Below are 23,235 nucleotides of genomic sequence, written 5' to 3'. Positions count from 1 at the left end.
CCCGTGAAGGAAGAAGAAAGGGTGCTGACCCTGGACGACTACGAATACGGCGTGGTGGTGAACGCTTTGAACGAACTGCGAAACGACCTGATTAAAGAGGAACGGCCCACCGACGCCGTGGACGAACTGCTTTTGAAAACCATCGACGCCCCGACCAAAAAACAGAAGCGCAGGAACCACGATGAGGCGCGATGAAACCGCCAAGAGCAATCTCATCCTCTGGGCGGTTTTTTTAATTCCGGTGGTGTGGGCGGCCTTGTTGGTCGCCCCCTCCCTTTCCGGCGGCCTGCCCGAAATCCTGGAAAACCTCACGGCGGCGATGAACGATCCGTTTCATATCCGATGGGTAGACAATTCGCCCAAGTGCGTTTTGCTCTTTGTCGCCGCCTACGGTATGGGCATCGGGATATACCTGTCCACCAAGCGCAATTACCGGCCCAGGGAGGAACACGGCAGCGCCCGCTGGGGCGGCGCGGCGGCTGTCGATAAGAAATACCGGGACAAGAATCCGCAGAAGAACAAAATCCTGACCCAGAACGTCCGCATCGGGCTGGACGGCAGGAAGCACCGGCGCAACCTGAATGTCCTGGTGGTGGGCGGCTCCGGCTCCGGCAAGACCCGATTTTACGCTAAGCCCAACGTGATGCAGGCCAACACCTCTTTTGTGATCCTCGATCCCAAGGGAGAGATTTTACGGGATACCGGAAACCTGCTCCAAGCCAAGGGCTATGACATCAAGGTGCTGGATTTAATCAACATGCATCTGTCCCACTGCTACAATCCCTTTACCTATTTGCAGGACGACAAGGACGTGCTGAAGCTGGTCACCAACCTGATCCGCAACACCACACCCAAGGGCTCCAACACCAACGACCCCTTTTGGGAACGCTCCGAAACCGCCCTGCTGGAGGCCCTCATCCTCTACCTCCTCTACGAAGCGCCGGAGGATGAGCGAAACTTCCCGATGGTCATGGAGATGATCGCCGCCGCCGAGGTGCGGGAAGAGGACGAAACCTACCAAAGCCCCCTGGACGAGCTGTTTGAGCGGCTGGCCATGCGGGAGCCGGAGCATCTGGCGGTCAAACAGTACAACATCTTCAAGCTGGCGGCGGGGAAGACGGCGAAAAGCATTCTTATCAGCCTGGGCGTCCGGCTGGAAAAGTTCAACCTGTCCACCATTGCCGGAATTACCACGGTGGATGAAATGGCGCTGCCCGCCATCGGGGAGAAAAAGACGGCCCTGTTCGCGGTGATCCCCGACAACGACAGCAGCTTCAATTTCATCGTGGGGATGCTCTACACGCAGCTTTTTCAACAGCTTTACTATCTGGCCGACCATGTTTACGGCGGCAGGCTGCCCCTGCACGTCCATTTCGTGATGGACGAATTCAGCAACGTCGCCCTGCCGGATGAATTCGACAAGCTGCTTTCCACCATGCGCAGCCGGGAGGTCAGTGTCTCCATCATCCTGCAAAACCTGGCTCAGCTCAAAGCCCTGTTCAAAGACACCTGGGAATCCATTGTCGGCAACTGCGATGAATTTTTGTATTTAGGCGGCAACGAGCAATCCACCCACAAGTATGTGTCCGAGCTTTTAGGCAAAGAAACCATCGACCTGAACACCTACGGAAAGAGCGCGGGAAGAAACGGCAGCTATTCCACCAATTATCAGTTGTCGGGCCGGGAGCTTCTTACCCCCGACGAGGTGCGGATGCTGGACAACCGCTACGCCCTGCTGTTCATCCGGGGCGAACACGCCGTGATGGACGACAAGTACGATATTCTCAAGCACCCGAATTTAAAGCTGACGGTTGACGGCGGCGGCCAATCCTACCGGCACGGCACCACGGAGCACGCCTTAGACTGGCAGGCCGTGGCCTTAAAGGAAGACGGCGATTACGAGCTGCTTTCCGAGGAAGAACTCGAAAGCCTGTCCCTATCATAAAAACGAGGAGGAATTATCTTGATGAAAATGTTTGGAAAAACCAAAAGGGTTTTTGCGGTTTGCTGCGCACTGGCGCTGCTGCTGGCCCTTTTCGCCGTCCCCGCTTACGCGGCCGGCGACCCGCTTCAGGTGGTCAACAATCTGTCGGAATTTATCTTCGGGCTGATCCGCGCCATCGGAATGATCCTGCTGGGTTTCGGCATCGTGCAGATCGGCCTGTCGCTGAAATCCCACGACCCAAGCCAGCGTGCCAACGGCTTCCTGACCCTGGCGGGCGGCGTCATCATCACCTTTGTCAAGGAAATCCTTAATCTCATTACAGGAGGTTGATTACCATGTTTAACAAATTCCCGATCACGGAAAAAATGCACATTCATTCACTGGACGGCGAACTGCGGGAAGCTACCATCCTGGGGCGGCTGGGCAACAACGATTATCTTGCCGAATATAACGGCGTTAAGTGCCATGCGATCTACAACCCGTTTGTCAATCATTTCTATGTGGATGACAAGTATGGCGTCATCAAAGACAAAAAGCCCGGCAGGGACGAACCATGCCGGTAACGATCATGGAAGTAAAGTCCGCGCCTGAAACGCGGGCTTTGCCTTGGAAACGAGGTGAGTTTATTTGGAAAGCGGCAACTGGGTGATTGAGAACCTGAACAGCGCCCTGGGAACCTGGAACGAAAAGCTGGCGGAAATCTGGCAGCTTGTCACCCAGTCCCCCACGGAATTCCGGGGCGGCGGCATCTGGAACGTCATTGCCGATATCCACGGCGCGTTGCAGGCCATCGGTCTGGCCCTGCTGGTCTTGTTTTTTGTCATCGGTGTGGTCAAGACCTGCGGCAGCTTTGCGGAAGTGAAAAAGCCGGAGCATGCTCTGAAGCTGTTCATCCGCTTCGCTTTGGCCAAAGGCGTTGTGACCTACGGGCTGGAATTGATGATGGCGCTCTTTGACATTGCCCAGGGGATTGTCTCCACCATCATGGGCAGCGTTGGCTTCGGAACCACCAGCCAAGCCGTTTTGCCGCAGGCCATCGTGCAGGCCGTCGAGGAGTGCAGCTTCTTGGCGAGCATTCCTCTGTGGGCGGTGACGATTATCGGCAGCCTGTTCATCACGGTATTGTCCTTCATCATGATTCTGTCGGTGTACGGCAGATTCTTCAAGCTCTATCTTTATACCGCCATCGCTCCCGTGCCGCTGGCCTCCTTTGCCGGGGAGCCCAGCCAGAGCATTGGCAAAGCCTTCCTCAAAAGCTATACCGCCGTCTGCCTGGAGGGGGCCATCATCGTCCTGGCCTGCGTCATCTTTTCCGTCTTTGCGGCCGCCCCGCCGGTGGTGGACGCCAGCGCCAGCGCCGTGACGATGGTGTGGAGCTATATCGGGGAACTAGTTTTCAACATGCTGATCCTGGTCGGCGCGGTGAAGATGGCCGACCGGGTGGTGCGAGAGATGATGGGACTATAATTTTTGGATGGGAGGAAAACAAAATGAGTAATAAAGCGATTTCAAGCAGCGATCCCAATGCTCTGGAAAAGCTGAACGCGAAGCTGGAAGCCTGCGAGAAACGGCAGACGTTCATGAAAGAAGTCAACGCCTATTACCGAAAGTTCGGCACTTGCAAGGGCTGCCCCGGTGTGCCGGACGAGATGGCCGCGAAAATTGACGTGAAAATCGAAAGCTCGTCTTATTCTTGGGATAAGCAGCCGTTTGCAAGCTATGAACTGACCAGCAACAATTCCGAGATAAGACGGATCAAGCAGCGGATCAATGAGATTGAAAGACATCGCGAGGTCGGTTTTGTCGGATGGAAATTTGCGGGCGGCGAGGCGGTCGTCAACAATAACATCAATCGCCTGCAGCTTTTTTTCGACGAGAGACCGGATAAAGAAAGATGTTCCGTTTTGAAACACAAGGGCTTTCACTGGTCGCCGCGAGAAGGCGCATGGCAGCGGCAGCTAAACGACAATGCTATCTATGCCGTGAACTATGTCGATTTTGTCAAGCCGCTTGACGGCAGGAGGCCGACGGACTTGCAGCCGAAAGCTCCGCAGCGGGATACCGGGGCGCGGTGATAACGACAGATGATGCGGTGTGTGAAGTGATGGGGATTATAAAAGGGATACCGGACACGAAAATCCGGTATCCTCACATGTCCTTGAACGGAACGCCATCCCCGTAAACAACAGGTTTCCCTGTTCTGGGGTCAAGCAAATCCCCCTGCTCGTTGAACTGAACCTTGTCAAGGGGTACGCCCATCTCTCTGGCCCGGCGAATCTGCCACACGACGTCATCTTCAAGGTATTTCTCGTCCCGTTTGCGCCGTATCGCCTTTATCAGCGATACAATCCAGCTCAACACGGTCAGGCCGAGCAACGAGAACAGGATGATATACGCCAAGGTCTCATGCTCCAGCGCCCACTTGTTCAGCACGGTGCCGAAAAGCAGGAAGCAAAGGACGGGAATCGTCAGCCGGAGCTTTCCTGCCGCTTTGAATATGAAAGAAAGAATGAGCAACCCCACCGTAAGACAAAGAGAAATAAGGGCCGCGGCTGCCATAATGGTCACTCCTCTCCCCATAAACCGTATATTTCCATTATATCACGCGGCGCAAATATACAAATAAGGCCGAAAAATCGAGGCAATCTTGAACATGAAGTTTAGCAGGAGCATCACCAGGAAGATGAAGATGGATGGCTACGGCACGAACAACCCCTCCTTCTGGTCCATATCACGCATGTAAAAAAGAAATGGAATGCTGCCGCAGCGACCGAGGCAAAGGAGGCTTCACTGTGAAACGGGTGAATTACCATGAAGAACTGGAAAAAGAGAAGGAAAAACTCAACAGGCTTGCGGATGAAGCATTGAAAAACGGCATCCCCCTCACCCAGGATGAGGCGCTTATGGCGCAGAACCGCAAGGTTGACGCTTTGGTAGTCAAGGTAACTAAGGAGCAAGAACGGCACAGGAAAAAACAGCGGGAACGATAGGCAACCAATCTACTGGCGCTTCGTGAAAGAGGCGCTATTTTTGTGGAGGTGATGATATTTGGAAGTCAAGATCAACCGGGAAATCCGGGACTATACCGAAAGTTTGTTTTTTGGACTGTCCATGCGGCAGTTCATTTTCTCTGTCCTGGCCGTCATCGTGGCCATCGGCATCTACTTCGGCCTGCGCAGCTTCTTCGGCACGGAAACCGTAAGCTGGATATGCATTCTGGGGGCCGCCCCCTTTGCCGCTCTCGGCTTTATTCAATACCACGGCATGACGGCAGAACAATTTATTTGGGCGTGGATAAAATCGGAATTTCTCCTGCCCAAGCGCCTGACCTTTCATCCGACCAACATCTATTACGAAGCCCTGAAGCCCGCCCTGGAAAAACGCGAAAAGGAGGCATGGAAACACCATGATTAAAACCCTGCAAAAAATCATGAAGCAGGACAAGGAAAGGTTTGTCGTCCCCAAGGGCGTGCAGCAGGCCATCCCCATCCGCGCCATCTGGCCGGAGGGGATTTTTCAGGTAGGGAACAAGTTCTCCCGGACCTTTCGCTTTGCGGACATCAATTACGCCGTGGCCTCCAAGGAAGACAAGGAAGCCATGTTCCTCTCCTATTCGGAGCTTTTGAATTCCTTTGACAGCGGCGCGACCACCAAGATCACCATCAACAACCGCCGCCTGAACAAGACGGACTTTGAAAGCTCCATTCTGATCCCCCTCCGGGAGGATGGGCTGGACGAGTACCGCCGGGAATACAACCGGATGCTTTTAGAGAAGGCCACCGGCGCGAACAGCATCGTGCAGGACAAATACGTCACCGTGTCGGTGGCGAAAAAGAACATTGAGGAAGCGCGGAACTATTTTTCCCGCATCGGCACCGACCTCATCACCCATTTTTCCCACTTGGGCTCCAAATGCGCGGAGCTGGACACCACCGACCGCCTGAGAATCCTGCACGACTTTTTCCGGGCCGGTGAGGAAACGTTTTTCCGTTTCGACCTGTCCGAAACCATGCGCAAGGGGCATGATTTCAAGGACTACATCTGCCCCGACACCCTGGAGTTTGAACGCGATTATTTCCGCATGGGCAACAGGTTCGGACGCGTCATTTTCCTGCGGGAATACGCCAGCTTCATCAAGGACAGCATGGTGGCCGAGCTGTGCGACTTAAACCGCAGCATGATGCTGTCCTTGGACATCATCCCCATCCCTACCGACGAGGCCGTGCGGGAGGTGGAAAACCGGCTGCTGGGCGTGGAAACGAACATAACGAACTGGCAGCGGCGGCAGAACCAAAACAACAACTTTTCCGCCGTCGTGCCCTATGATATGGAACAGCAAAGGAAAGAGAGCAAAGAATTTCTGGACGACCTGACCACCCGCGACCAGCGCATGATGTTCACCGTCCTCACAATGGTGCATGTGGCGGACAGTAAGGAGCAACTGGACAGCGACACGGAAACCCTCCTGACCACGGCCAGAAAGCACCTGTGCCAGTTTTCCCCCCTGACCTGGCAGCAGATGGACGGCCTGAACACGGCGCTGCCTTACGGCCTGCGCAAAATCCACGCCATCCGGACCCTGACCACCGAAAGCACGGCGGTGTTCATCCCTTTCCGGGCGCAGGAAATCGCCCATAGCGGCGGCATTTACTACGGGCAGAACGTGATCTCTAAAAATATGATTATCGCGAGCCGCAAGCTGCTGCTTAACGGAAACAGCTTCATTTTAGGCGTTTCCGGCTCCGGCAAATCCTTCACGGCCAAGCGGGAAATCGTCAACCAGATGCTGGTTGGTGACGACGACATTATCCTCATCGACCCGGAGCGCGAGTATTCTTCGCTGGTGAAGGCGTTGGGCGGCGAGATCGTCCATATTTCCGCGACTTCCCCGAATCATATTAACGCAATGGATATGAGCAAGGACTATGGCGACGGCGCAAACCCGGTCATCTTAAAATCCGAATTCGTCCTGTCCTTATGCGAGCAGCTTATTGGCGGCCAGAATCTGGGGGCGAAGCAGAAATCCCTGATCGACCGCTGCACCGCCAATGTCTACCGAAAATACCTGCAAAGCAATTTCAAGGGGAAAACGCCCACCTTGCAGGACTTCCACGGGGAGCTTTTAAAGCAGGCGGAGCCGGAGGCTCAGGAAATCGCCTTGGCCATTGAGCTTTTTACCTCAGGCAGCCTGAACACCTTCGCCAAGCCTACCAACGTGGACGTGACCAGCCGCCTGATCTGCTACGACATTCTGGATCTCGGCAAGCAGCTTCTGCCCATCGGGATGCTGGTCGTGCTGGATAGCATCCTGAACCGCATCACCCAGAACCGAGCCAAGGGAAAAAACACCTTCATTATTATTGATGAAATCTACTTGCTCTTTCAGCATGAGTACAGCGCCAACTTCCTGTTCACCCTCTGGAAGCGGGTGCGTAAGTACGGCGCGTTTTGTACGGGGATCACCCAGAACGTGGACGATCTTTTACAGAGCCATACGGCCCGGACCATGCTGGCCAACAGCGAATTCATTGTCATGCTCAACCAGGCTTCCACGGACAGAAGAGAGCTTGCCAAGCTCCTGAACATTTCCGACCTGCAGCTCAGCTATATCACCAACGTGGACGCGGGCAACGGCCTCATCAAGGTGGGCAGCTCCCTGGTGCCCTTCACCGACCAGTTTCCGCGCAACACCAAGCTCTACAACCTGATGACTACCAAGCCGGGCGAACAGGCCCAGGGCTGAATCAGGCCGCCAAGCACCAACGGCTGGCCGTAATTTCCCGGCCAGCCGTTCATTTGTTTTGAAGGAGGAAAACACAATGGAATCTATCCGGTTTGCAGACAGGGAACACAAGGCTTTTTTTAGCGAAATGCTGGCCAAAACCCACAATAATGACCCCTATCACCAGGCGTTTTTTTACGCAATGGGCATCTGCCCGGAAACGAGGTGTAATATCCATACCCTCTTTGATTTTAACGAGGACGGCATCAGACCGGAGGGTCTTGCGGCGGCGTGGCAGACGGGCGGAACCCGCCGCCTGTGCCGCCTGGCCTTCAACCTCTGGAACGGCTGGACAGAGGAAGGAAAAGAAAACCGTTCCACTCCCTACGAGCTGTTTGACTGCGGCTTTGCCCCCTACTTTTTTGAAGCCATCCGGCTTCGCTATCCCGAATATTGCCGGAGCTTGGAACGCACCGTGCCCCAGCTTTACGAAAAAGCGCGGTAACAACCAGCGAAACACCGAAAGGAGGTGGGCGCGTTGAAAGACATCAAGACCAAAGCCACCGTCAAGGATATTAAGACGCTGGACAAAAGCCTCGATGTGACCCGCAGGGCGAAAAACGCTTTTATCCGGACCAAGGAGCGGGCCGAGCGGACGCAGGAGCCGGAACACGACAGCTATCTGGCGTATGCCGAGGATAAGGCAAAGGAAAGCGCGGAAATGGTCGGCAATGAAGCTGTTCACACGATGGGGCGTCAGGGCAAAAAGACGGTTCAAAAAATTAAGGAACGCCGCAATCCTCCTTCGGACAGCCATCACGCCGCCGACGACGGTCATGCGGCGGAGCAGACCTCCTCCCCTTCCAAAGCCGGGCGTCCCCCAACACGCCAAAGCGCCGCTTCCCAGGGAAAGCAAATTGCCTCGACCAAGGCCGGAAAAGCACCAGAGCAGTACCCCGCTCCCGCGCAGGCCAAACAATCGGCCCAACGAAAAGCCGCCCCATTCAAAGCAAAGGAAAGGAGCAAACGAAAATATACCTTGGCCAAGCCCAACGAGTTGGCTAAACGCCGGTTTGTTCAGAGCCGGGCAAAGGCACGGTTTACCCAAAACAGAGAAATTCAGGCGGCGGAAGCCAAAACCGCGCAGGCCATCCCAAGTCCCGTGTTCAGATCAGGCGGAAATATGACACGGCATACCGCTCAAACTGGCATCGGCGGCACTGGCCGCACCGTCCGGCAATCTGCCCGGTCCGGCAGCAAAGCGGTAAAGGAAACTGCCAAGGGCACCATTAAAACGGCGCAAAAATCGGTTAAGACCGCCGGGCAAACTGCCAAGACCGGGGTAAGAACCTCTCAAACGGCGGCTAAAACCGCACAGACCACCGCTAAAGCGGCGCAACGGTCAGCGCAGACAGCAAGGGCCGCCGCCAAACTCACGATTCATATGGCAAAGCTGACCGTCAAAACCGCCGCCGCGCTGACCAAAGGACTGATCGCCGTGGTGGGCTCAGGCGGAGCCGTCCTTGCCCTGTTCCTGATTATTATCGCCGTGTCCGCCCTATTCGCGTCTCCCTTTGGCCTTCTCTTTTCCGATGAGAACAAGGACGCGGGAGTAACGCCCGTCTCCGTGGTGATACAGGAAGTGAATGAGGAATACAACCAGCGGATAGAGGAAATCAAGAACGACAACACCTGGGACACGCTGGATGTTCAGTACGTCGGCACCGGCGGCAGCCGGGGCAATATCTGGATAGATATTCTGGCCGTGTTCGCCGTTAAAACCGCCCTGACCGACGACGGCACGGATGTTGTCACCATCGACCAGACCCGTGTTGACCTCATCCGGGAAGTGTTTTGGGATATGACGGAGATTGACCACTGGATAGAAACCGTGGCACATACCGACAGCGACGGGGGAACGTGGTACGAGCGCATTCTGCATATCATCATCACCCAGCGAACCGCAGGGGAGCAGGCGGAAATCTACCGCTTTAACGGCGACCAGAGGGAAGTACTGGAGGACCTTCTGAGCGGCGACTATGACCAGTATTTTATAGCCCTGATCACGGGTTTCAGACACCTGGGGGACGGGACGGAGGTTATTGCGGAGGGCCTTTATATCTGGCCCAGCGCCGCCAGCGACTATGTAACTTCCTTTTTTGGCACCAGGCTGCACCCCATCCTGGGCGTCTACAAAACCCACAGCGGCATTGACATCGGGGCGGGATACGGAACGGCGATCTTGGCTGTTGCGGACGGCGTGGTCACAACCGCCGCTTACGACGCGGGCGGCTATGGAAACTATCTCATCATTGACCACGGCAACGGCAATATGACCCTTTACGCCCACATGAGCCAAATGAGCGCCAGCACCGGGCAGACGGTGAAGCAGGGCCAGACCATCGGCTTCGTGGGCAGCACGGGACTGTCCACAGGCCCGCACCTGCACTTTGAAATTTTTATCGACGGTACAAGGGTTGACCCCCTGCTGTACTTCTCCAATTATACGGCGGCATGGTAAGGATTGTCTGACTTGCGCTGTAGACTGGAAACGAAACGTCAAAATCCTGTTTCGGGTAGGCCCGCCACGGGAGCGCTTGCCCCATGGCGGGCCTTTTTATTTTGTCTGTCTATAAAAGCCCATCGGTTGCCGGTGAGCTTTTCTAGGCTGACAGCAAAGGAAGCGGAGGTCTTTTATTTTTCCGCTTCCTTTGTTTTGATTATTCCCTTTGCGGTAGCCTCTATGATGATAAGGTCTTTGTCGTCCAATTCGTCCAATTGTTTTTCAAGCTGTCTGCGGCGTGTGCTTTTTTCAGCCCCGGTATCAGGAAAGAAAAACTGGTCTACCGAAATATTGAAAAGAGTGACAAGCTCATAAAAAACCTGAAAACTCGGGTGCTGTCCCTTGTTCTCAATTGACATGATGTACCTAGGGGCAAGATTAACTTTTCCGGCTAATACCTCTCGTGTCCATCCTTTGTTTTCCCGTGCTGATTTTATGACTTGACCGAAAGCCTTAAAATCATATAACTTTTTTGTGTTGCGCATTGACATAGTCATATCACCCTTTGTCATTTTACAATGCGCATCACAAAATCTAAACGATGTGGTGTCATACACTGTGTAGTTTTATAAATCCTATTATATCAATGGCACAGGCAAAATATTTCCGGACACGGCGGCCTAGGGAGGATGCAGTGTCTATTTTTTTGATAATCTGCTTCTGCTCTATCAAAAAGCCTTGACGTTTTACGGGACTCTTACGGCCATGAGATTACATACACACATCACTCATTAAGAAATACACGCTTCCGCGCCCGATTATTTTTTCCAGTCGGGCTTTTTTGCCTTTGGCCATGCCAACCGCAATGATCCGGAGAATTATCAGGCAACCCCTTTTGCAGTGGGATAAAAATTTAAAAATGAAGTGTTGCAAAATCTTTATTAAATTGTCTTTTAAATACACAAAGGAAAATTTTGGCATTAATAACCATGCCAACAAAATCAAGTGCGGAGTGATTCTATTTATGCCAAATAAAATCAACCCTTTTTATTTATTGCTAGCAATGAATTGCTTTCCCTAAAATATAGAAAAGCATCATCTCTCCAAAAAGAATGTAACAGGGCAGGATAAGCAGTTTATTTGCTGCATTTCCTGTTCTTTTTTCTATTTGGGAAGGTGAAACTGATGCAAAAAAAATATTTTTAATGTTTACAAAATCAGGCATTCCATCTCTTTAGCAGTCGAAGGGTGGTATGCCTAATGATTGAGGAACTGATTAACCAATCACAGGCAGGCGATAGCGAGGCAACTTTAACGCTCATAAAGAAATTCAACCCGTTATTAAAAAAATATGCCAAAAAGCTTTATTATGACGATGCATATAACGACCTTCTTTTAGATTTTATCGAGCTTCTCCATAATATTCGGCTTGATCGTATACGCGGACCAAACGAAAAATTCCTCGTTTCCTACATATGCACATCTATCCGCAGCAGCTATATAAGAAGGCTAATATCCTTAAAGAAACTTCGCAATTATATACCATATTCGGCCCTTAGTGAGGGTCAACTTTATTATGCTGAAGCTGCGTCAACTACCTCTGACCCATATTTAAAACTTGAAATAACAGGTTTTGAAAAATTGCTGACCCAATCTGAATTATCAATAATTAAAATGATCTATCTATTGGACTATACCGTAACCGAAACCGCAGATATTTATGGAATTAGTAGACAAGCAGTCAATCAGACGAAAAAACGAGCTTTGCAAAAATTAGAAAAATGGTTGCAAACAAGCATTACACAGGAGGACAAAAGAACTTTTATTTTCTAGCTTATATACTGTCTCATTTGAAGCAAAATGTAAGCGGCATTCTATTGAGCGATTACAAAAAAAGTTTTGAGTCCGTATTTACAGGTATTTGCTAAAAAATATTTATACTTGCTGTTGCATTAGGAAATACCATTTGAAAGATGTCCTCGTAAAAATCGAAGATACTGATAAAAAATTATGATGCCAGGTTTACAAATAAGACTTCCCTTTCTCTTTATTTAACAAATGCATGCATGTGTTAAAAAAAGTTGGAAAGGGGAATTTAAAATGGCCTATGGTGATTGTTTAACAGATCAATCCGGACTATCGGAATTTAATGGGAAAGATAGCGTTGATCTACTGGCCCGAGTTATGTATTCAGAGGCAGGGAACCAAGAATATGTGGGAAGGCAAGGTGTCTGCTGGGTTGTCAAAAACCGTATTGCAAAGAACTTATCTGAATTTGGGGGAAATACATTTGCAGGAGTAATATTGTCAGGCGGTTTTGCAGGAATGTATACTTATGCTGCTCGTTGCCCTAATACCACTGAGTATGGATGGACTTCTAGCTTATATATTGCGCAAAACCATACTACCCAGTATAACCCCATTGGGACTTGCTTATGGTTCAACACAAATACTTATTATAACAACCATTCCAGGATAAGCGAGGGTGTAGAACAATACAATGGTTTCGGCACTGGTTGGAAAAATGTAGTCGAAAAGGTTGTTCTTCAAGACCATACTTTCTTCAGAGTTGCAGGCTACTAAATCATTTAAAAAGGGGCTGTTGCACTAACAGCCCCAAAAACAGCAAAAGGCGGCGATTGGCAGATGCCAGAAGCCGTTTTTTGCCGTAAAATATAGTTGTGGGTAGTCCATAAAAAAATGTGGGCTCCGCATTTTCACGGAACCCACACATATTTAACAACTACCACGTCGCCAGAATGTCTCCAAGAATGGTTATTAGGTAAACACACCATCCGTGACACTGCGGAAAAATCAATCCTCCGATGCAAAAACGCTCGTCGGGTTAACACTCTCACCATCGACGCTCAACTCAAAGTGTAGATGATTGCCTGTTGATTCGCCGGTCGAGCCAACATAGCCGATAACGTCGCCTTGTTGCACGGTATCGCCCTCTGCAAGTCCTTCTGCAAATCCAAACAATTGCGAGTAAAAAGTCTGAATATCGCCGCCGTGATTCAAAATGACATAATTACCATCTGTTTCATTATCTCCTATCTCGACGACTGTTCCCTTATCGGCGGCAAGTACAGGTGTGCCTTCAGGTGCCGGAATATCAATCCCGTTATGAAACACCATTTCCTTCTTTATGGGATGCATGGATGAACCATATGCAGCGGAAATATGATTATACCCCGTTACAGGCCACAGATATTTCCCGTCGATATTGCTATCGTTTGGCGCACTCATTTCCGGCGAGGAAGATTCTTCACCCGATAAATCAACAGACGATTGTAGGCTATCATCCGTTTGCGGCACTATATAGTCCTGTTCATTGAGTACTGTGGAATCAAAAATCGATTTCTCCATCGCTCCGGTTAACAAGACCGCACATAAAGATGCACCAAGAACAATACATAATGTTGAAATAACTCTTTTTCTCCGATTTAGTAATCCATTTAGCTTAATCATCTGAATCCTCCTTGTCAAAACTTTCTTACTGCCTATTGCGTTCAAAAGAGGTGGCGATAACCAAGACACATATCTAAGTACCGCTAAAAGCGCATCGGCGTAGTATGTATGTTCCGTAGAGTTGATATAGTGTAAAGTGGCATGGTCGTTCGCTTGCTCCATATCCTCTCGTATTTTATAAAAGCAGAACCAGAGAACGGGATTGAACCAGTGTATTGATTGTAAAACGACGAGTAAGATGTTAAGAATATTATCGCGGCGTTTATAGTGCAATAGTTCATGTAACAATATATACCGTATATGCTCATCGTTCATGTCATTGATGTTTTCGCCAAGCAGAATCACCGGTCGTAACAGACCGAACAACGACGGTGTTTTTACAGTATCTTGTGTTATGATATCAGGCATGCGCCGGAGATTCAATTCATCTGCGCATTGATGGAATATTCTTATAATCCGGCTATCGGCAGCATGGCTTGATGTCCTAAGTTTTCGGCGCAAGAATAGTGAACCGAGAAAGAACCAGCATAATGTGAGCATTGCGCCGCCCAACCACACATATGGCAACACCGATATTATAGGGGTGTCGGATTTTGGTGATGGATATTCAACCACCAATTCTGGGGTTGTTTGCATCACGTTTTCATGTGTGATAATGTCGTCGGGGATGGATACAGGCGGCGTATAGGAAACAATCGGCGTAACGGGGTGTTGTGGTATCCAATTAAACAGGCTTAATTCGCTTGATGGGCCAATAGGGATAACCAATTTTAGTATAAGAATCATCCACAAGCCAAGCTGCCATTTTGCGCTGATTTTACCGAATAGTGCCTGTTTGACTGCAAGTAGTATAAGCCCGACAACTCCGCCATAAAGTGATGCTGTTAGAACGGCATTCCATAGCGCACTCATATTTTTTTCTCGCTTTTAAGCAGGGCTTGTAAGTCTGCAAAATCTTCATCTGTGAGTTTTTGCTCTCGAACAAAAGTGGCAAGCATCATTTTCATGGAGTTGTCATACACCCGCCGCAAAAACGATTGGTTCTCTGCTGCCATGTACTGTTCACGACTTACCTCCGCACGGTATAAGAACATCTTGGGGTTTGTCTTGTCTGCCGCGACCGCAGCCTTAGATACAAGTCTTGTTATCAGAGTCTGTATGGTTTTGGGCTTCCAGTCCGTTGTTTTCAACAATACATCAATAATTTGCGTACTAGTAGCGGTCCCTCTTTCCCAAAGAATCTTCATGACCTCAAGTTCTGCTTCCGATATTTTCGGAATCACAATATATCGCCTCCCTTGACTACATCTGTAAGTCTAACATGATATTACACCCGTAATCCAAGTTTGTCAACAGGCAATCAAAAAAATATTGCCGTTCATTGGTCGTCTACTCGATACTCCTAGGCATTTAAAAAACGGTTGATCCCCACAAGCAGTTTCTGCTTAGTTTTAGTATAACAATCAGAAAGCCTGCGGTCATATTGCACTGCGTCGTAAAAAACGACCATTGCAAGAAGCTCCCATTCGTAGAATAATAACTACGAATGGGAGCTGTTGATAGCGAAGCCGGACGTACGTTGCAGACTGGTTGAACAGAAGTCTCAATAACCTCCTTGCCCTCAATGTGGTAGACGACGGGATTATATAGTCTACCTATCCATGGAATCAGTGGTTTAGCAAGATTCAGCTCGGCTCGCATGCATAGCCAAAGATATCAAACAAATATTTGGTGTGACGGGCTTCAAATCACAACTGGCTCAGTCGTCTCCTTCAGCATATTTATAATCAGATGGGACGATGTCCTCTTCTGCTTGTGGTTTGTCCAGATTTATCAGCAACACCGGATCAGAATGTGTAATATACCTCTGAAATGTATCTCCAAAAGGAACAGCAACTGCCATAATTGTATTTTTTCTATCAAGTTCAGATATGTCTATCGTAAAATCAAATTCTACCGTCGTGCCTTTCTCAAGCGTAACCTCAAGATAGTCTTTACCCGATACCAAAACCGGCTGTTGGTCGATTAATAGTGTAATTCTATATTGGGTTGAATTTCCTCCATATAGTTTGATCTTTAAATCTGTATAGCCTTTCGCACCCATTTGTTGTACAATCTGACTCCCGCTACCATCGCATAATTCGACAATTGGGTTTGTGTCTAAATAATTCGTCCCGTCTTCATACTCATACATTTTATATATTTCATTAGGAATATCATATATTCTTGAGGGGAACAATGCCGTTTTTTCCGTTGTGGAATCGCTTCCTCTTTTTATTTTAACAGGGCTCGAAGGAGATCTCATTATCTTATGCGTGTTTCCATATAAAGGATAATACTCGTATGGAATATAGGAGGGAGTAAATATATACGCAATATAAAACTCCACAATTTCTCCCTCTTGAAATCCAAGCGGCTCAAAATACAAATTCACATTTGTCGTGGTTTCCTCGCGATGATGAACAATGTGCATATATTTCTCTTTTTCGCGCATAACACCGTCTACCTTAATTCTGGAAAGTATAGGTATACCCTCGACAAAAACCATGTAACCCTCTGTGTAAATTGGAGTTTTGCTTGCTAAGACTTCGAGTGAAACCTCGATAGGCTCGCCGTTGTATATATCGTATCCCAAGGTATGCGGATAGTTTACCCTTTCACGCAATATCATACCCTCCGGCAGTGGTTTTCCTATTGCCGATAATTGACCATAATTACTACTCACCGAAGTATCAAGGGGATCTATACCCGTCGGCAGTGATTCCGACGGAATGGGTTCCTTCGCGCAAGATGAAAACAAAAATAAGATGCTCATCACCAGAGATACTACTATCTTTCTCATGTTAATGGTCATTCCTTTCAAATTATAAAGATTTTTGTATGCTGGATTATCTATGCGATATGATTAACCAAAATGTCCACACTTGTCCCCGAGTAAATTGCAAGTAGGTTTTGTTTTAATAGACAATACGTAAGACAGGAAGATTTGTACACAAACAACGCAGTGTGTAGGTAAATCTAAATATAGCAAAGCTATACATCTCTCCATGGGGTGTAGCAATGAACCATTTCTGGAATATCTTCTTTTTTGGTTGTTTGGCAGGAACGCGCAACGCGCGTTCCTGCCAGACAACATAAATGCTAATAGACGTAAAATCCGTAATAATTCGTATATTCGGCAATTGTCTCAGAGCCGTTATAGAAATCATGCGCACCGAAAGAAGAGTATCTTCCAGGGCTCAAAAAGACATATGACGAAACGTAACTCTTCCCAAACCCGGAATCAGGACTTGGTGTCGCAACAGTAGCTCCCGTATAATAATCTACCACTTGGTGAGTTGCTCTGATATAGGAGCTTGAGGTAGGGGACGATAGAGCTGTTTCTGAGTAACTAAGATTAGGCGAGCCGGGAGCTCCGCAATCCGTTAGTCCACTAAGGGTGCCGTTTTGCAGAGTAGGCCTAGAAAAACTTTGAGCAGCGAAAGCCGTACCTGCGGACAGAATGGTAATGACCATGGTCAGAGCCATGACTGCTTTTATAGATTTTTTCATTGAAATTCTCCTTTCTTTATTATTTGGATAATGATGAAAGTGTTATAAAGCTGCTGTGTATGAGCGCATTTACAGAAACATTGGAATTACCCCCTTTCATCTCGTTTTTTGCGTCTTCCTGTGGGTTGGGCTCTGCCGATCAGCTGGGACCCTGCGCTGAGTATTCGATAAAGTCTCACCCACTTTAATAATGTTGGCTTGCAAACCTACTTACTAAAGAGATCAAGATAAGTGATTTGTAAACGCTATTCAAATAATTAACTCAACTTTCGGTGCGACCAAGCCCAGGTTGTGAAGTTTAGCAGGTGGAAATCCTGCTTGGAAAGACACCAACCGAGTCACCAATAGCGAGTCTTGGGTGTCTGGGAGTAATCGCAGACACTAAGCGTAGACAGTCAGGTAGTAGGCCTGAAAGTGACTGAGCCTCGAAAAGAGTAAACCGGGAAGGTTGACGGCGTCGAAAGTCCGGAAAACCACATCCTGTGTAGCGATATGGCGAGCTACGCAGGGCTTCCCCGGGGTCGGAGAACCAGGCATGCCGATGATGGTATAGCCCACTGCAGAAGGGGCTGTTGCACTAACAGCCCCAAAAAACAGCAAAAGGCGGCGACTGGCAGATGCCAGAAGCCGTCTTTTGCCGTAAAATGCAGGATTCGAGAGTGAAGAAAACTATACCTGGTGCGAGGAGAACGGACAGATGGCCTTCATCAAGCCCGCCAACCATGACCAGGCCAAGACCAGGAAATACAAAAGCGACATCGGCAAACGGGAGAACATGCCTTACGATGCCGAAAATGACGCCTACATCTGTCACGCAGGTTATCCGATCCAGGCTGCGTATGAGAAAAAAACCAAATCAAAGACCGGATACCCCCTCGTGACCACCGTATATTCCTGTACCCACTGCGATGGATGTCCGCATAAGACCAAGTGCATCAAAGGAGCAAGCAAGACACCGCTGGAGGAGCGCAGTAAGAACCTTTATGTCTCTAAGAACTTTCAGAGACAACGTATGGAGATGGAAGCCCGGATCAATACCGACGAAGGCATTCTTTTACGGGTAAACCGTTCCATTCAAGTCGAGGGTGCCTTCGGCGTTCTGAAACAGGACATGAGCTTTCGGCGTTTTCTCCTGCGAGGCCAGGTAAAAGTGCAGACAGGAGTTCCTGTTGCTGGCCAGTGCATTTAACATAAACAAACTCCACAACAAGATCCAATCCAACCGCTGCGGAGCATATTTACATTTTCCCCAAGCGGCCTGACCAAAACCGCAAAGTTATTCACAGGGAAAAGACCTTCCCTTGTTTTTGTTGTGCCCAAAACAGGGTTCAAATGGTGAAATTAACCCGTGTAGATCTAATGTTTTGTCTGTTTCAAACAAAAAGGAGCGTGTCGCCCTACGTTTTCTAATCAACGTTTTGCGACACGCCCTTTTTTTTATTATATATCATACTCTTCAAATACAACTTTAGAAGCCTTCATTTCATTGGTTGCTGGGTCATATTCATAATATACTCTGAAATCGCCCACAAAGCCCGCTGGAGAATACTGGCCGGCTACAGTGCAATAAATATTTGGCCCTTCTGTCTCGTAGCGAATAATATTTCCAAAATAAATATTCTCATTAGCGGAAACGGGAAGTTCGCGTCTGCACAGATGTGACTCATTGTCGCCTATCTTTATGTCTATTAAAAGTTCGGTGGAGGTTTTGGTTATCGAGGTACGTACCTCTTGGTTAATATAATCCAGTGGATTTTCCACCGGTATTTCTTCAAACGTTTCCATATCCAAAATATGAATTTCGTATTGGGCTACACCAGTACCGGTCCCTTTGCATAAAATCACAACAATTTCATTCTTATCATCATAATTTATATCCAAACATTCAAGCTGAGGGATAAAGGACGGGTTAGCTGTATTTTCCCAATCAAAATACTTTCGTTGCCCGTTGGATTCCAAAATAAATCCTTGGTAGGCCGCTTTGCTGTATTCAAAAGGATACAGGAATACTCTGTTTTGAGGATTGCTGGCGATAGCATGCGGTATTTCAATATCAACCGTATTGGTAGAGCTGTTCCAGTTTATCTGCCCCCCTAGTATTTCCGTAAATTGGCGTAGGGGCACTAATATTGAACCATTTTGGATTATGGGATGGACATTGTTGACAAAATGCAGCGGCTCACCATTAAGGGTCATGGCTGGAACTTGCTCTTCAGCTATTGCCCAACAAGCTCCAAACGTTGTAAAAACGATTGCGAATAAAATAACAGTAAGCTTCTTAACCATATTCAACATCCTTTCTGTTTATGGAATACTTTACTTTCAATAAGATAAGACAATAATCACGGTCTATATGCAACATGTTTTTTGAAAAAATTTTAAGGATGCGGTTTACAAATTGAGACTTATGATCTCCTTAATTAAGCAGACTTGCAAGTCAAATGAATAATTTAAGGAGAAGGTGGATAACAATGGCAACAGGCTTACCTGGTGTCGATAGTTGCAGCCGTGTAACAAGTACAATGATAACAAACGCTTATAACCAATTCGGCAGGAATCCAGCGTTTTGGGGACGATACTTTACGGATTATACTACAGGTTCAGACTGCGAGTATAGTGCCAGTGCCGAAAGCAGTCTCCTGCGTAATGCAGGAATCAAGGTTTTACCAATAGCTCGTCAAACAGCCAACGTTGGTGGAACAGAACAACAGGGCTATTCCGATGGTGTAAAAAACGTCAATGATCTCATATTAACATTTGGATCATCGAAGATACCCAGTGCTGGTGCATATTTCTTCTTAGACGTTGAATATGGCACTCCGCTCTCAGCCGAATACTATTTTGGATGGGCGCGGGGAATCATGTCCACTTCGGACTATGTAACCCCTTGCATTTATGCCTCGCGGAGCGATACTGCTACTTTCAAGGCACTTGAAAAAGCACTCAATGACTATGGAATGGGATGCAACGGATTATGGATAGCCGGATGGTTCGGATCTGGTTGTTACAGCTTACCTGACTGGGATACGTACTCAAGCATGCATACCCCTTCCTATTCAATTTCAACACCTGTTCTGCTCTGGCAGTTCGCTGCATATTGCAATAATATGGATCTGGACGAAATCAATCCAAATCAGTCTAGCTTGTTAAACCATCTAATAACACCATAATATTAAGAAGTTTTTGGTGATTAATAAGCGCCCGAGCGTCCCGCAGGGCGCTTATTATTTTTGCAGGATAGTTCTCCAATTTGCCCCACCATCTTCGGTTCTCACAATGTTTAATTTATTACTCTGTGATGTATTAACAATAACACCCCAGCCCAGTTGCTCATTGACAAAATTAATTCTGGCGAGATCTCCAGGCAGCATGACAGGAAAACCTTTCGGTTTTGACTCATTCATTATTTTTGACCATGTTTTACCTTGATCGTTTGTTTTCAGTACAGTAACTGGATATGTGGATGGTGTATAAGCTATCAGAAAAGCGCTTGTGCCGCTTATGGGGAAAAGATCACCGGCTTCAGAGGGAGCAGGATTTCTGGAAAAAGAAGGTTCAGCCATGTAATAACCGCTCTCGATTGTCCAGTGATTAGATTGATCCTTGTGCAAAACAATCTTTGAAGATTGCGACATTGTCCCCTCGCTGGAAAACAAAGCCCACCCCTCCGAAGTTGAATTAATGATAACCTTGCTGCTGATTGGTTCAAGCCTTTTTTTAATATTTTCGGGTACTGACCATTCTTTGTTCCAGGTATTGCCACCATCAATCGTATGCCAGATAGAATTTCTGCTCGATGCCCATCCTTCCTTGTTGTCTTTAAAATCGACTGACATAAGGTCCTCTATGGACCAAATTTGTTTCCAGGATTCACCACCATCGGTTGTACTGAGTAGTTCGTTATTGAATCTGGCAAACCCATCATTGGTGTTCAAGAATTGAATCTGACAAGGTGATATTCTCGAAGCTTGTAACGTTTCGTATTTTTTTACCCAATTGTTGCCGCCGTCTTGGGTAGCTAAGATACAATAAGCTTTTTCTGCAGACTGGGATTTCACATTCCCAATCGCCCAACCATGTTCACGATCAACAAACTGCATTGATACAATACTATAATCATCTAACTGAGTACTCGACCATGTTTGGCCATGATCGGAGGAAGAAAATAGTAACGTAGAGGGCGAATCTTGTTTGTCAACATTTAGCCCTATCCAAACAACCTTATCGTCAAGAAAAGAAAATTTGGCATCTGCTATTTCAGCGTTCAAGAGTATTGGGGACTTTTCTGCTGATTTATTTGCCGGATCTTTTCCCTTAGCTGGATTATTGTTGCAACCGCTTAATAGAAGAGCTATAAGGCAAATTGTTGTTAAGATATAGATTTTTTTATTATGCATTTATTAACATCCTCCTTTGCGTTTCCTATAGATGTGAGAAACTTCCGCCGTTTACTCATTTTTTACATCGCCATTCTTTCACAGAAGCATACCGATTTCCTTCTTCGTGAAAGGCTTAAAAATTTGCTTTCAGCAAAATATTGGCATCCATTGCCACATTAAGAATGGCGGTCTTATGGCAATTTGTTTCTTGTAAATAATTTCCATATATTTATATCATTTATTGCACTTACCTATCCTTTCTCTCTATATAAGACAATGAGATAAGGTTTTTGCAACAGATTTTGTAAAAAATTTTTTTGTTTATGCCTGAATACGTGTTTACAAATTAAACAATTTTTTATCTTTACTAATAATAAAAACTTTTGAGAATGGAGTAATTTTGTTATGAATAGATATATTTATTTAGATCACGCGGCGACGACATATGTTAAAAAAGAAGTTCTTGCAGAAATGTATCCATACCTCAAGGAATTTTTCGGGAACGCTTCCAGCGTTTATAATCTAGGGAACGAAAGTAAAACAGCTATTGAAAACGCGCGCGCTAAAATAGCCAGTTCCTTAAACTGTCAAGCGGAAGAGATTTTTTTTACATCAGGGGGAACAGAATCTGATAATTGGGCTATTAAAGGAGTTGCTCTAGCAAACCACTCCAGAGGAAACCATATCATTACTTCAGCCATTGAGCATCCTGCGGTAATTCATTCATGTAAGTTTCTGGAACAAAATGGCTTTGAAGTTACCTATCTTCCGGTAAATGAGTACGGAATGATATCAATCGCTCAACTGAAAGCTTCCATTAAGAAAAATACCATTCTTATATCCGTTATGTATGCCAACAATGAAGTCGGAACTATTCAGCCTATCCAAGAAATAGGGCAAATTGCGGAAGAAAAGAATGTATATTTTCATACGGATGCGGTACAAGCAATAGGCCATATACCTATAGATATCAAAGATCTTAATATAGATTTGCTTTCTCTATCTGCACATAAAATATATGGTCCGAAAGGCATTGGGGCGCTTTTCATTAAGAATCGTACTAATATTGATAAAATTATGCATGGGGGTTCCCAAGAAAAGGACAAGAGAGCCGGAACTGAAAATGTAGCCGGTATTGTGGGGTTTGGAAAGGCAATAGAAATCACCTCAAAGGATATGGATAAGAATAACAAGGTGATTAAAGCGCTGAGGGATCGATTTGTTAATCTAGTATCACAGAAAATACCTGATGTAAGGATAAACGGCCATCCTACCAAAAGGCTTCCTGGCAATGCGAATATTTCATTTGAACTTGTAAATGCAAAAAACCTATTGTCATTTTTAGATGAAAGGGGAATTTATGTTTCCAGTGGTTCCGCATGTAGTTGCGCATCACTGAGGCCATCACATGTACTTTTGGCCATGAACTTACCACAAGAAGTTGCACTTAGTTCATTGAGATTTACATTTGGAAATGAAAATACGGAAAATGATATAGACTTTGTTGTTGACATTTTATCTCAAGCAGTGGAACATTACGGTGCTCCCCATTGTCAAGACAAATTTTTGGCTGACTTAAGTTAGGTCCTCCTTTCCTGGTGTTTATAGATATTCTTAATTCAGAACCACTACCTTTGGGGATGTCAAGGGCGAGCTTTGCTCG

Annotated in this window: 22 protein-coding genes and 1 pseudogene; 16 read left to right on the top strand and 7 right to left on the bottom strand. The window is 47.3% G+C overall.

What is annotated here, in order from left to right; genetic code table 11:
* Nucleotides 1-3 precede the first annotated feature (3 nt).
* The 6 genes from L9W92_RS09975 to L9W92_RS09950 all read left to right on the top strand — a co-directional run bounded on the left by L9W92_RS09975 (nt 4) and on the right by L9W92_RS09950 (nt 4,020).
* Complete coding sequence (locus L9W92_RS09975; RefSeq protein ID WP_092475092.1) at nt 4-195, top strand: hypothetical protein; 192 nt, start codon at nt 4-6, stop codon at nt 193-195.
* Nucleotides 182-1,945 (top strand): VirD4-like conjugal transfer protein, CD1115 family, encoded by a 1,764-nt coding sequence (locus L9W92_RS09970; protein ID WP_240083613.1) that lies wholly within the window; start codon nt 182-184, stop codon nt 1,943-1,945. The genes L9W92_RS09975 and L9W92_RS09970 overlap by 14 nt, the downstream gene beginning before the upstream one ends.
* 21 nt (nt 1,946-1,966) lie before the next feature.
* Nucleotides 1,967-2,275, top strand: coding sequence for a glutamyl-tRNA amidotransferase (locus L9W92_RS09965; RefSeq protein ID WP_240083671.1), 309 nt, complete (start codon nt 1,967-1,969; stop codon nt 2,273-2,275).
* Between the two features lie 5 nt (nt 2,276-2,280).
* Complete coding sequence (locus L9W92_RS09960; protein WP_240083612.1) at nt 2,281-2,508, top strand: hypothetical protein; 228 nt, start codon at nt 2,281-2,283, stop codon at nt 2,506-2,508.
* 64 nt (nt 2,509-2,572) lie between these two features.
* Nucleotides 2,573-3,412, top strand: coding sequence for a VirB6/TrbL-like conjugal transfer protein, CD1112 family (locus L9W92_RS09955; protein ID WP_240083611.1), 840 nt, complete (start codon nt 2,573-2,575; stop codon nt 3,410-3,412).
* Nucleotides 3,413-3,435: 23 nt separating this feature from the next.
* Nucleotides 3,436-4,020 (top strand): DUF3560 domain-containing protein, encoded by a 585-nt coding sequence (locus L9W92_RS09950; protein WP_240083610.1) that lies wholly within the window; start codon nt 3,436-3,438, stop codon nt 4,018-4,020.
* Nucleotides 4,021-4,093: 73 nt separating this feature from the next.
* Here the strand turns inward: L9W92_RS09950 and L9W92_RS09945 are convergent, their stop codons facing one another.
* Entirely contained in the window at nt 4,094-4,504 is a 411-nt protein-coding gene (locus tag L9W92_RS09945) for a hypothetical protein (RefSeq protein ID WP_240083609.1), read from the bottom strand.
* Nucleotides 4,505-4,737: 233 nt separating this feature from the next.
* On the opposite strand from L9W92_RS09945, the gene L9W92_RS09940 reads away from it, so the two are divergent.
* From L9W92_RS09940 to L9W92_RS09920, 5 genes are all read left to right on the top strand, one after another.
* A complete protein-coding gene (locus tag L9W92_RS09940) occupies nt 4,738-4,935 on the top strand; it encodes a hypothetical protein (protein ID WP_240083608.1) in 198 nt (65 codons plus the stop codon).
* 58 nt (nt 4,936-4,993) lie between these two features.
* Nucleotides 4,994-5,359 carry a PrgI family protein gene (locus L9W92_RS09935; RefSeq protein ID WP_240083607.1) on the top strand — a complete coding sequence of 122 codons (366 nt, stop codon included), beginning with the start codon at nt 4,994-4,996 and terminating at the stop codon, nt 5,357-5,359.
* Complete coding sequence (locus L9W92_RS09930; protein WP_240083606.1) at nt 5,352-7,688, top strand: VirB4-like conjugal transfer ATPase, CD1110 family; 2,337 nt, start codon at nt 5,352-5,354, stop codon at nt 7,686-7,688. The genes L9W92_RS09935 and L9W92_RS09930 overlap by 8 nt, the downstream gene beginning before the upstream one ends.
* Before the next feature lie 76 nt (nt 7,689-7,764).
* Nucleotides 7,765-8,172 carry a DUF6075 family protein gene (locus L9W92_RS09925; protein WP_240083605.1) on the top strand — a complete coding sequence of 136 codons (408 nt, stop codon included), beginning with the start codon at nt 7,765-7,767 and terminating at the stop codon, nt 8,170-8,172.
* Between the two features lie 33 nt (nt 8,173-8,205).
* A complete protein-coding gene (locus L9W92_RS09920) occupies nt 8,206-10,188 on the top strand; it encodes a peptidoglycan DD-metalloendopeptidase family protein (protein ID WP_240083604.1) in 1,983 nt (660 codons plus the stop codon).
* A gap of 173 nt (nt 10,189-10,361) precedes the next feature.
* Here L9W92_RS09920 and L9W92_RS09915 read toward each other — a convergent pair whose 3' ends face one another.
* Nucleotides 10,362-10,715 (bottom strand): helix-turn-helix transcriptional regulator, encoded by a 354-nt coding sequence (locus tag L9W92_RS09915; protein ID WP_240083670.1) that lies wholly within the window; start codon nt 10,713-10,715, stop codon nt 10,362-10,364.
* Nucleotides 10,716-11,430: 715 nt separating this feature from the next.
* Between L9W92_RS09915 and L9W92_RS09910 the strand changes: the two genes are divergently transcribed.
* Both L9W92_RS09910 and L9W92_RS09905 read left to right on the top strand, forming a co-directional pair.
* A complete protein-coding gene (locus L9W92_RS09910; RefSeq protein WP_240083603.1) occupies nt 11,431-12,003 on the top strand; it encodes an RNA polymerase sigma factor in 573 nt (190 codons plus the stop codon).
* A 267-nt stretch (nt 12,004-12,270) separates the two neighbouring features.
* The gene (locus L9W92_RS09905) at nt 12,271-12,753 is read left to right on the top strand and encodes a cell wall hydrolase (protein ID WP_240083602.1); all 483 of its coding nucleotides are present in this window, start codon (nt 12,271-12,273) and stop codon (nt 12,751-12,753) included.
* Between the two features lie 231 nt (nt 12,754-12,984).
* Here the strand turns inward: L9W92_RS09905 and L9W92_RS09900 are convergent, their stop codons facing one another.
* The 3 genes from L9W92_RS09900 to L9W92_RS09890 all read right to left on the bottom strand — a co-directional run bounded on the left by L9W92_RS09900 (nt 12,985) and on the right by L9W92_RS09890 (nt 16,366).
* Complete coding sequence (locus tag L9W92_RS09900) at nt 12,985-14,553, bottom strand: M56 family metallopeptidase (protein WP_240083601.1); 1,569 nt, start codon at nt 14,551-14,553, stop codon at nt 12,985-12,987.
* Complete coding sequence (locus L9W92_RS09895; protein WP_312038085.1) at nt 14,550-14,924, bottom strand: BlaI/MecI/CopY family transcriptional regulator; 375 nt, start codon at nt 14,922-14,924, stop codon at nt 14,550-14,552. The genes L9W92_RS09900 and L9W92_RS09895 overlap by 4 nt, the downstream gene beginning before the upstream one ends.
* A 476-nt stretch (nt 14,925-15,400) precedes the next feature.
* Nucleotides 15,401-16,366, bottom strand: a complete 966-nt coding sequence (locus tag L9W92_RS09890; protein ID WP_240083600.1) for a hypothetical protein — start codon at nt 16,364-16,366, stop codon at nt 15,401-15,403.
* Between the two features lie 1,470 nt (nt 16,367-17,836).
* On the opposite strand from L9W92_RS09890, the pseudogene L9W92_RS09885 reads away from it, so the two are divergent.
* Nucleotides 17,837-18,455, top strand: a pseudogene (locus L9W92_RS09885) (transposase); the annotation flags it as partial.
* 178 nt (nt 18,456-18,633) lie between these two features.
* On the opposite strand, the gene L9W92_RS09880 reads toward L9W92_RS09885, so the two are convergent.
* Nucleotides 18,634-19,479, bottom strand: a complete 846-nt coding sequence (locus L9W92_RS09880) for a stalk domain-containing protein (protein ID WP_240083598.1) — start codon at nt 19,477-19,479, stop codon at nt 18,634-18,636.
* Between the two features lie 185 nt (nt 19,480-19,664).
* Between L9W92_RS09880 and L9W92_RS09875 the strand changes: the two genes are divergently transcribed.
* Nucleotides 19,665-20,363 carry a glycoside hydrolase family 25 domain-containing protein gene (locus L9W92_RS09875; protein WP_240083597.1) on the top strand — a complete coding sequence of 233 codons (699 nt, stop codon included), beginning with the start codon at nt 19,665-19,667 and terminating at the stop codon, nt 20,361-20,363.
* A gap of 54 nt (nt 20,364-20,417) precedes the next feature.
* On the opposite strand, the gene L9W92_RS09870 is transcribed toward L9W92_RS09875, so the two are convergent.
* Nucleotides 20,418-21,590: a WD40/YVTN/BNR-like repeat-containing protein gene (locus L9W92_RS09870; protein WP_240083596.1), complete on the bottom strand. Its 1,173-nt coding sequence runs from the start codon at nt 21,588-21,590 to the stop codon at nt 20,418-20,420.
* A 387-nt stretch (nt 21,591-21,977) separates the two neighbouring features.
* Here L9W92_RS09870 and nifS point away from each other — a divergent pair, with 387 nt between their 5' ends.
* Nucleotides 21,978-23,156 carry a cysteine desulfurase NifS gene (gene nifS, locus L9W92_RS09865; protein ID WP_240083595.1) on the top strand — a complete coding sequence of 393 codons (1,179 nt, stop codon included), beginning with the start codon at nt 21,978-21,980 and terminating at the stop codon, nt 23,154-23,156.
* The last annotated feature ends 79 nt before the right edge of the window (nt 23,157-23,235 follow it).

Source organism: Pelotomaculum terephthalicicum JT, from assembly GCF_022410535.1.
Lineage (GTDB): Bacteria > Bacillota > Desulfotomaculia > Desulfotomaculales > Pelotomaculaceae > Pelotomaculum_D > Pelotomaculum_D terephthalicicum.
Note: the sequence above shows the minus strand (reverse complement) of the source record. Positions and strands in the feature narration are given on the sequence as shown.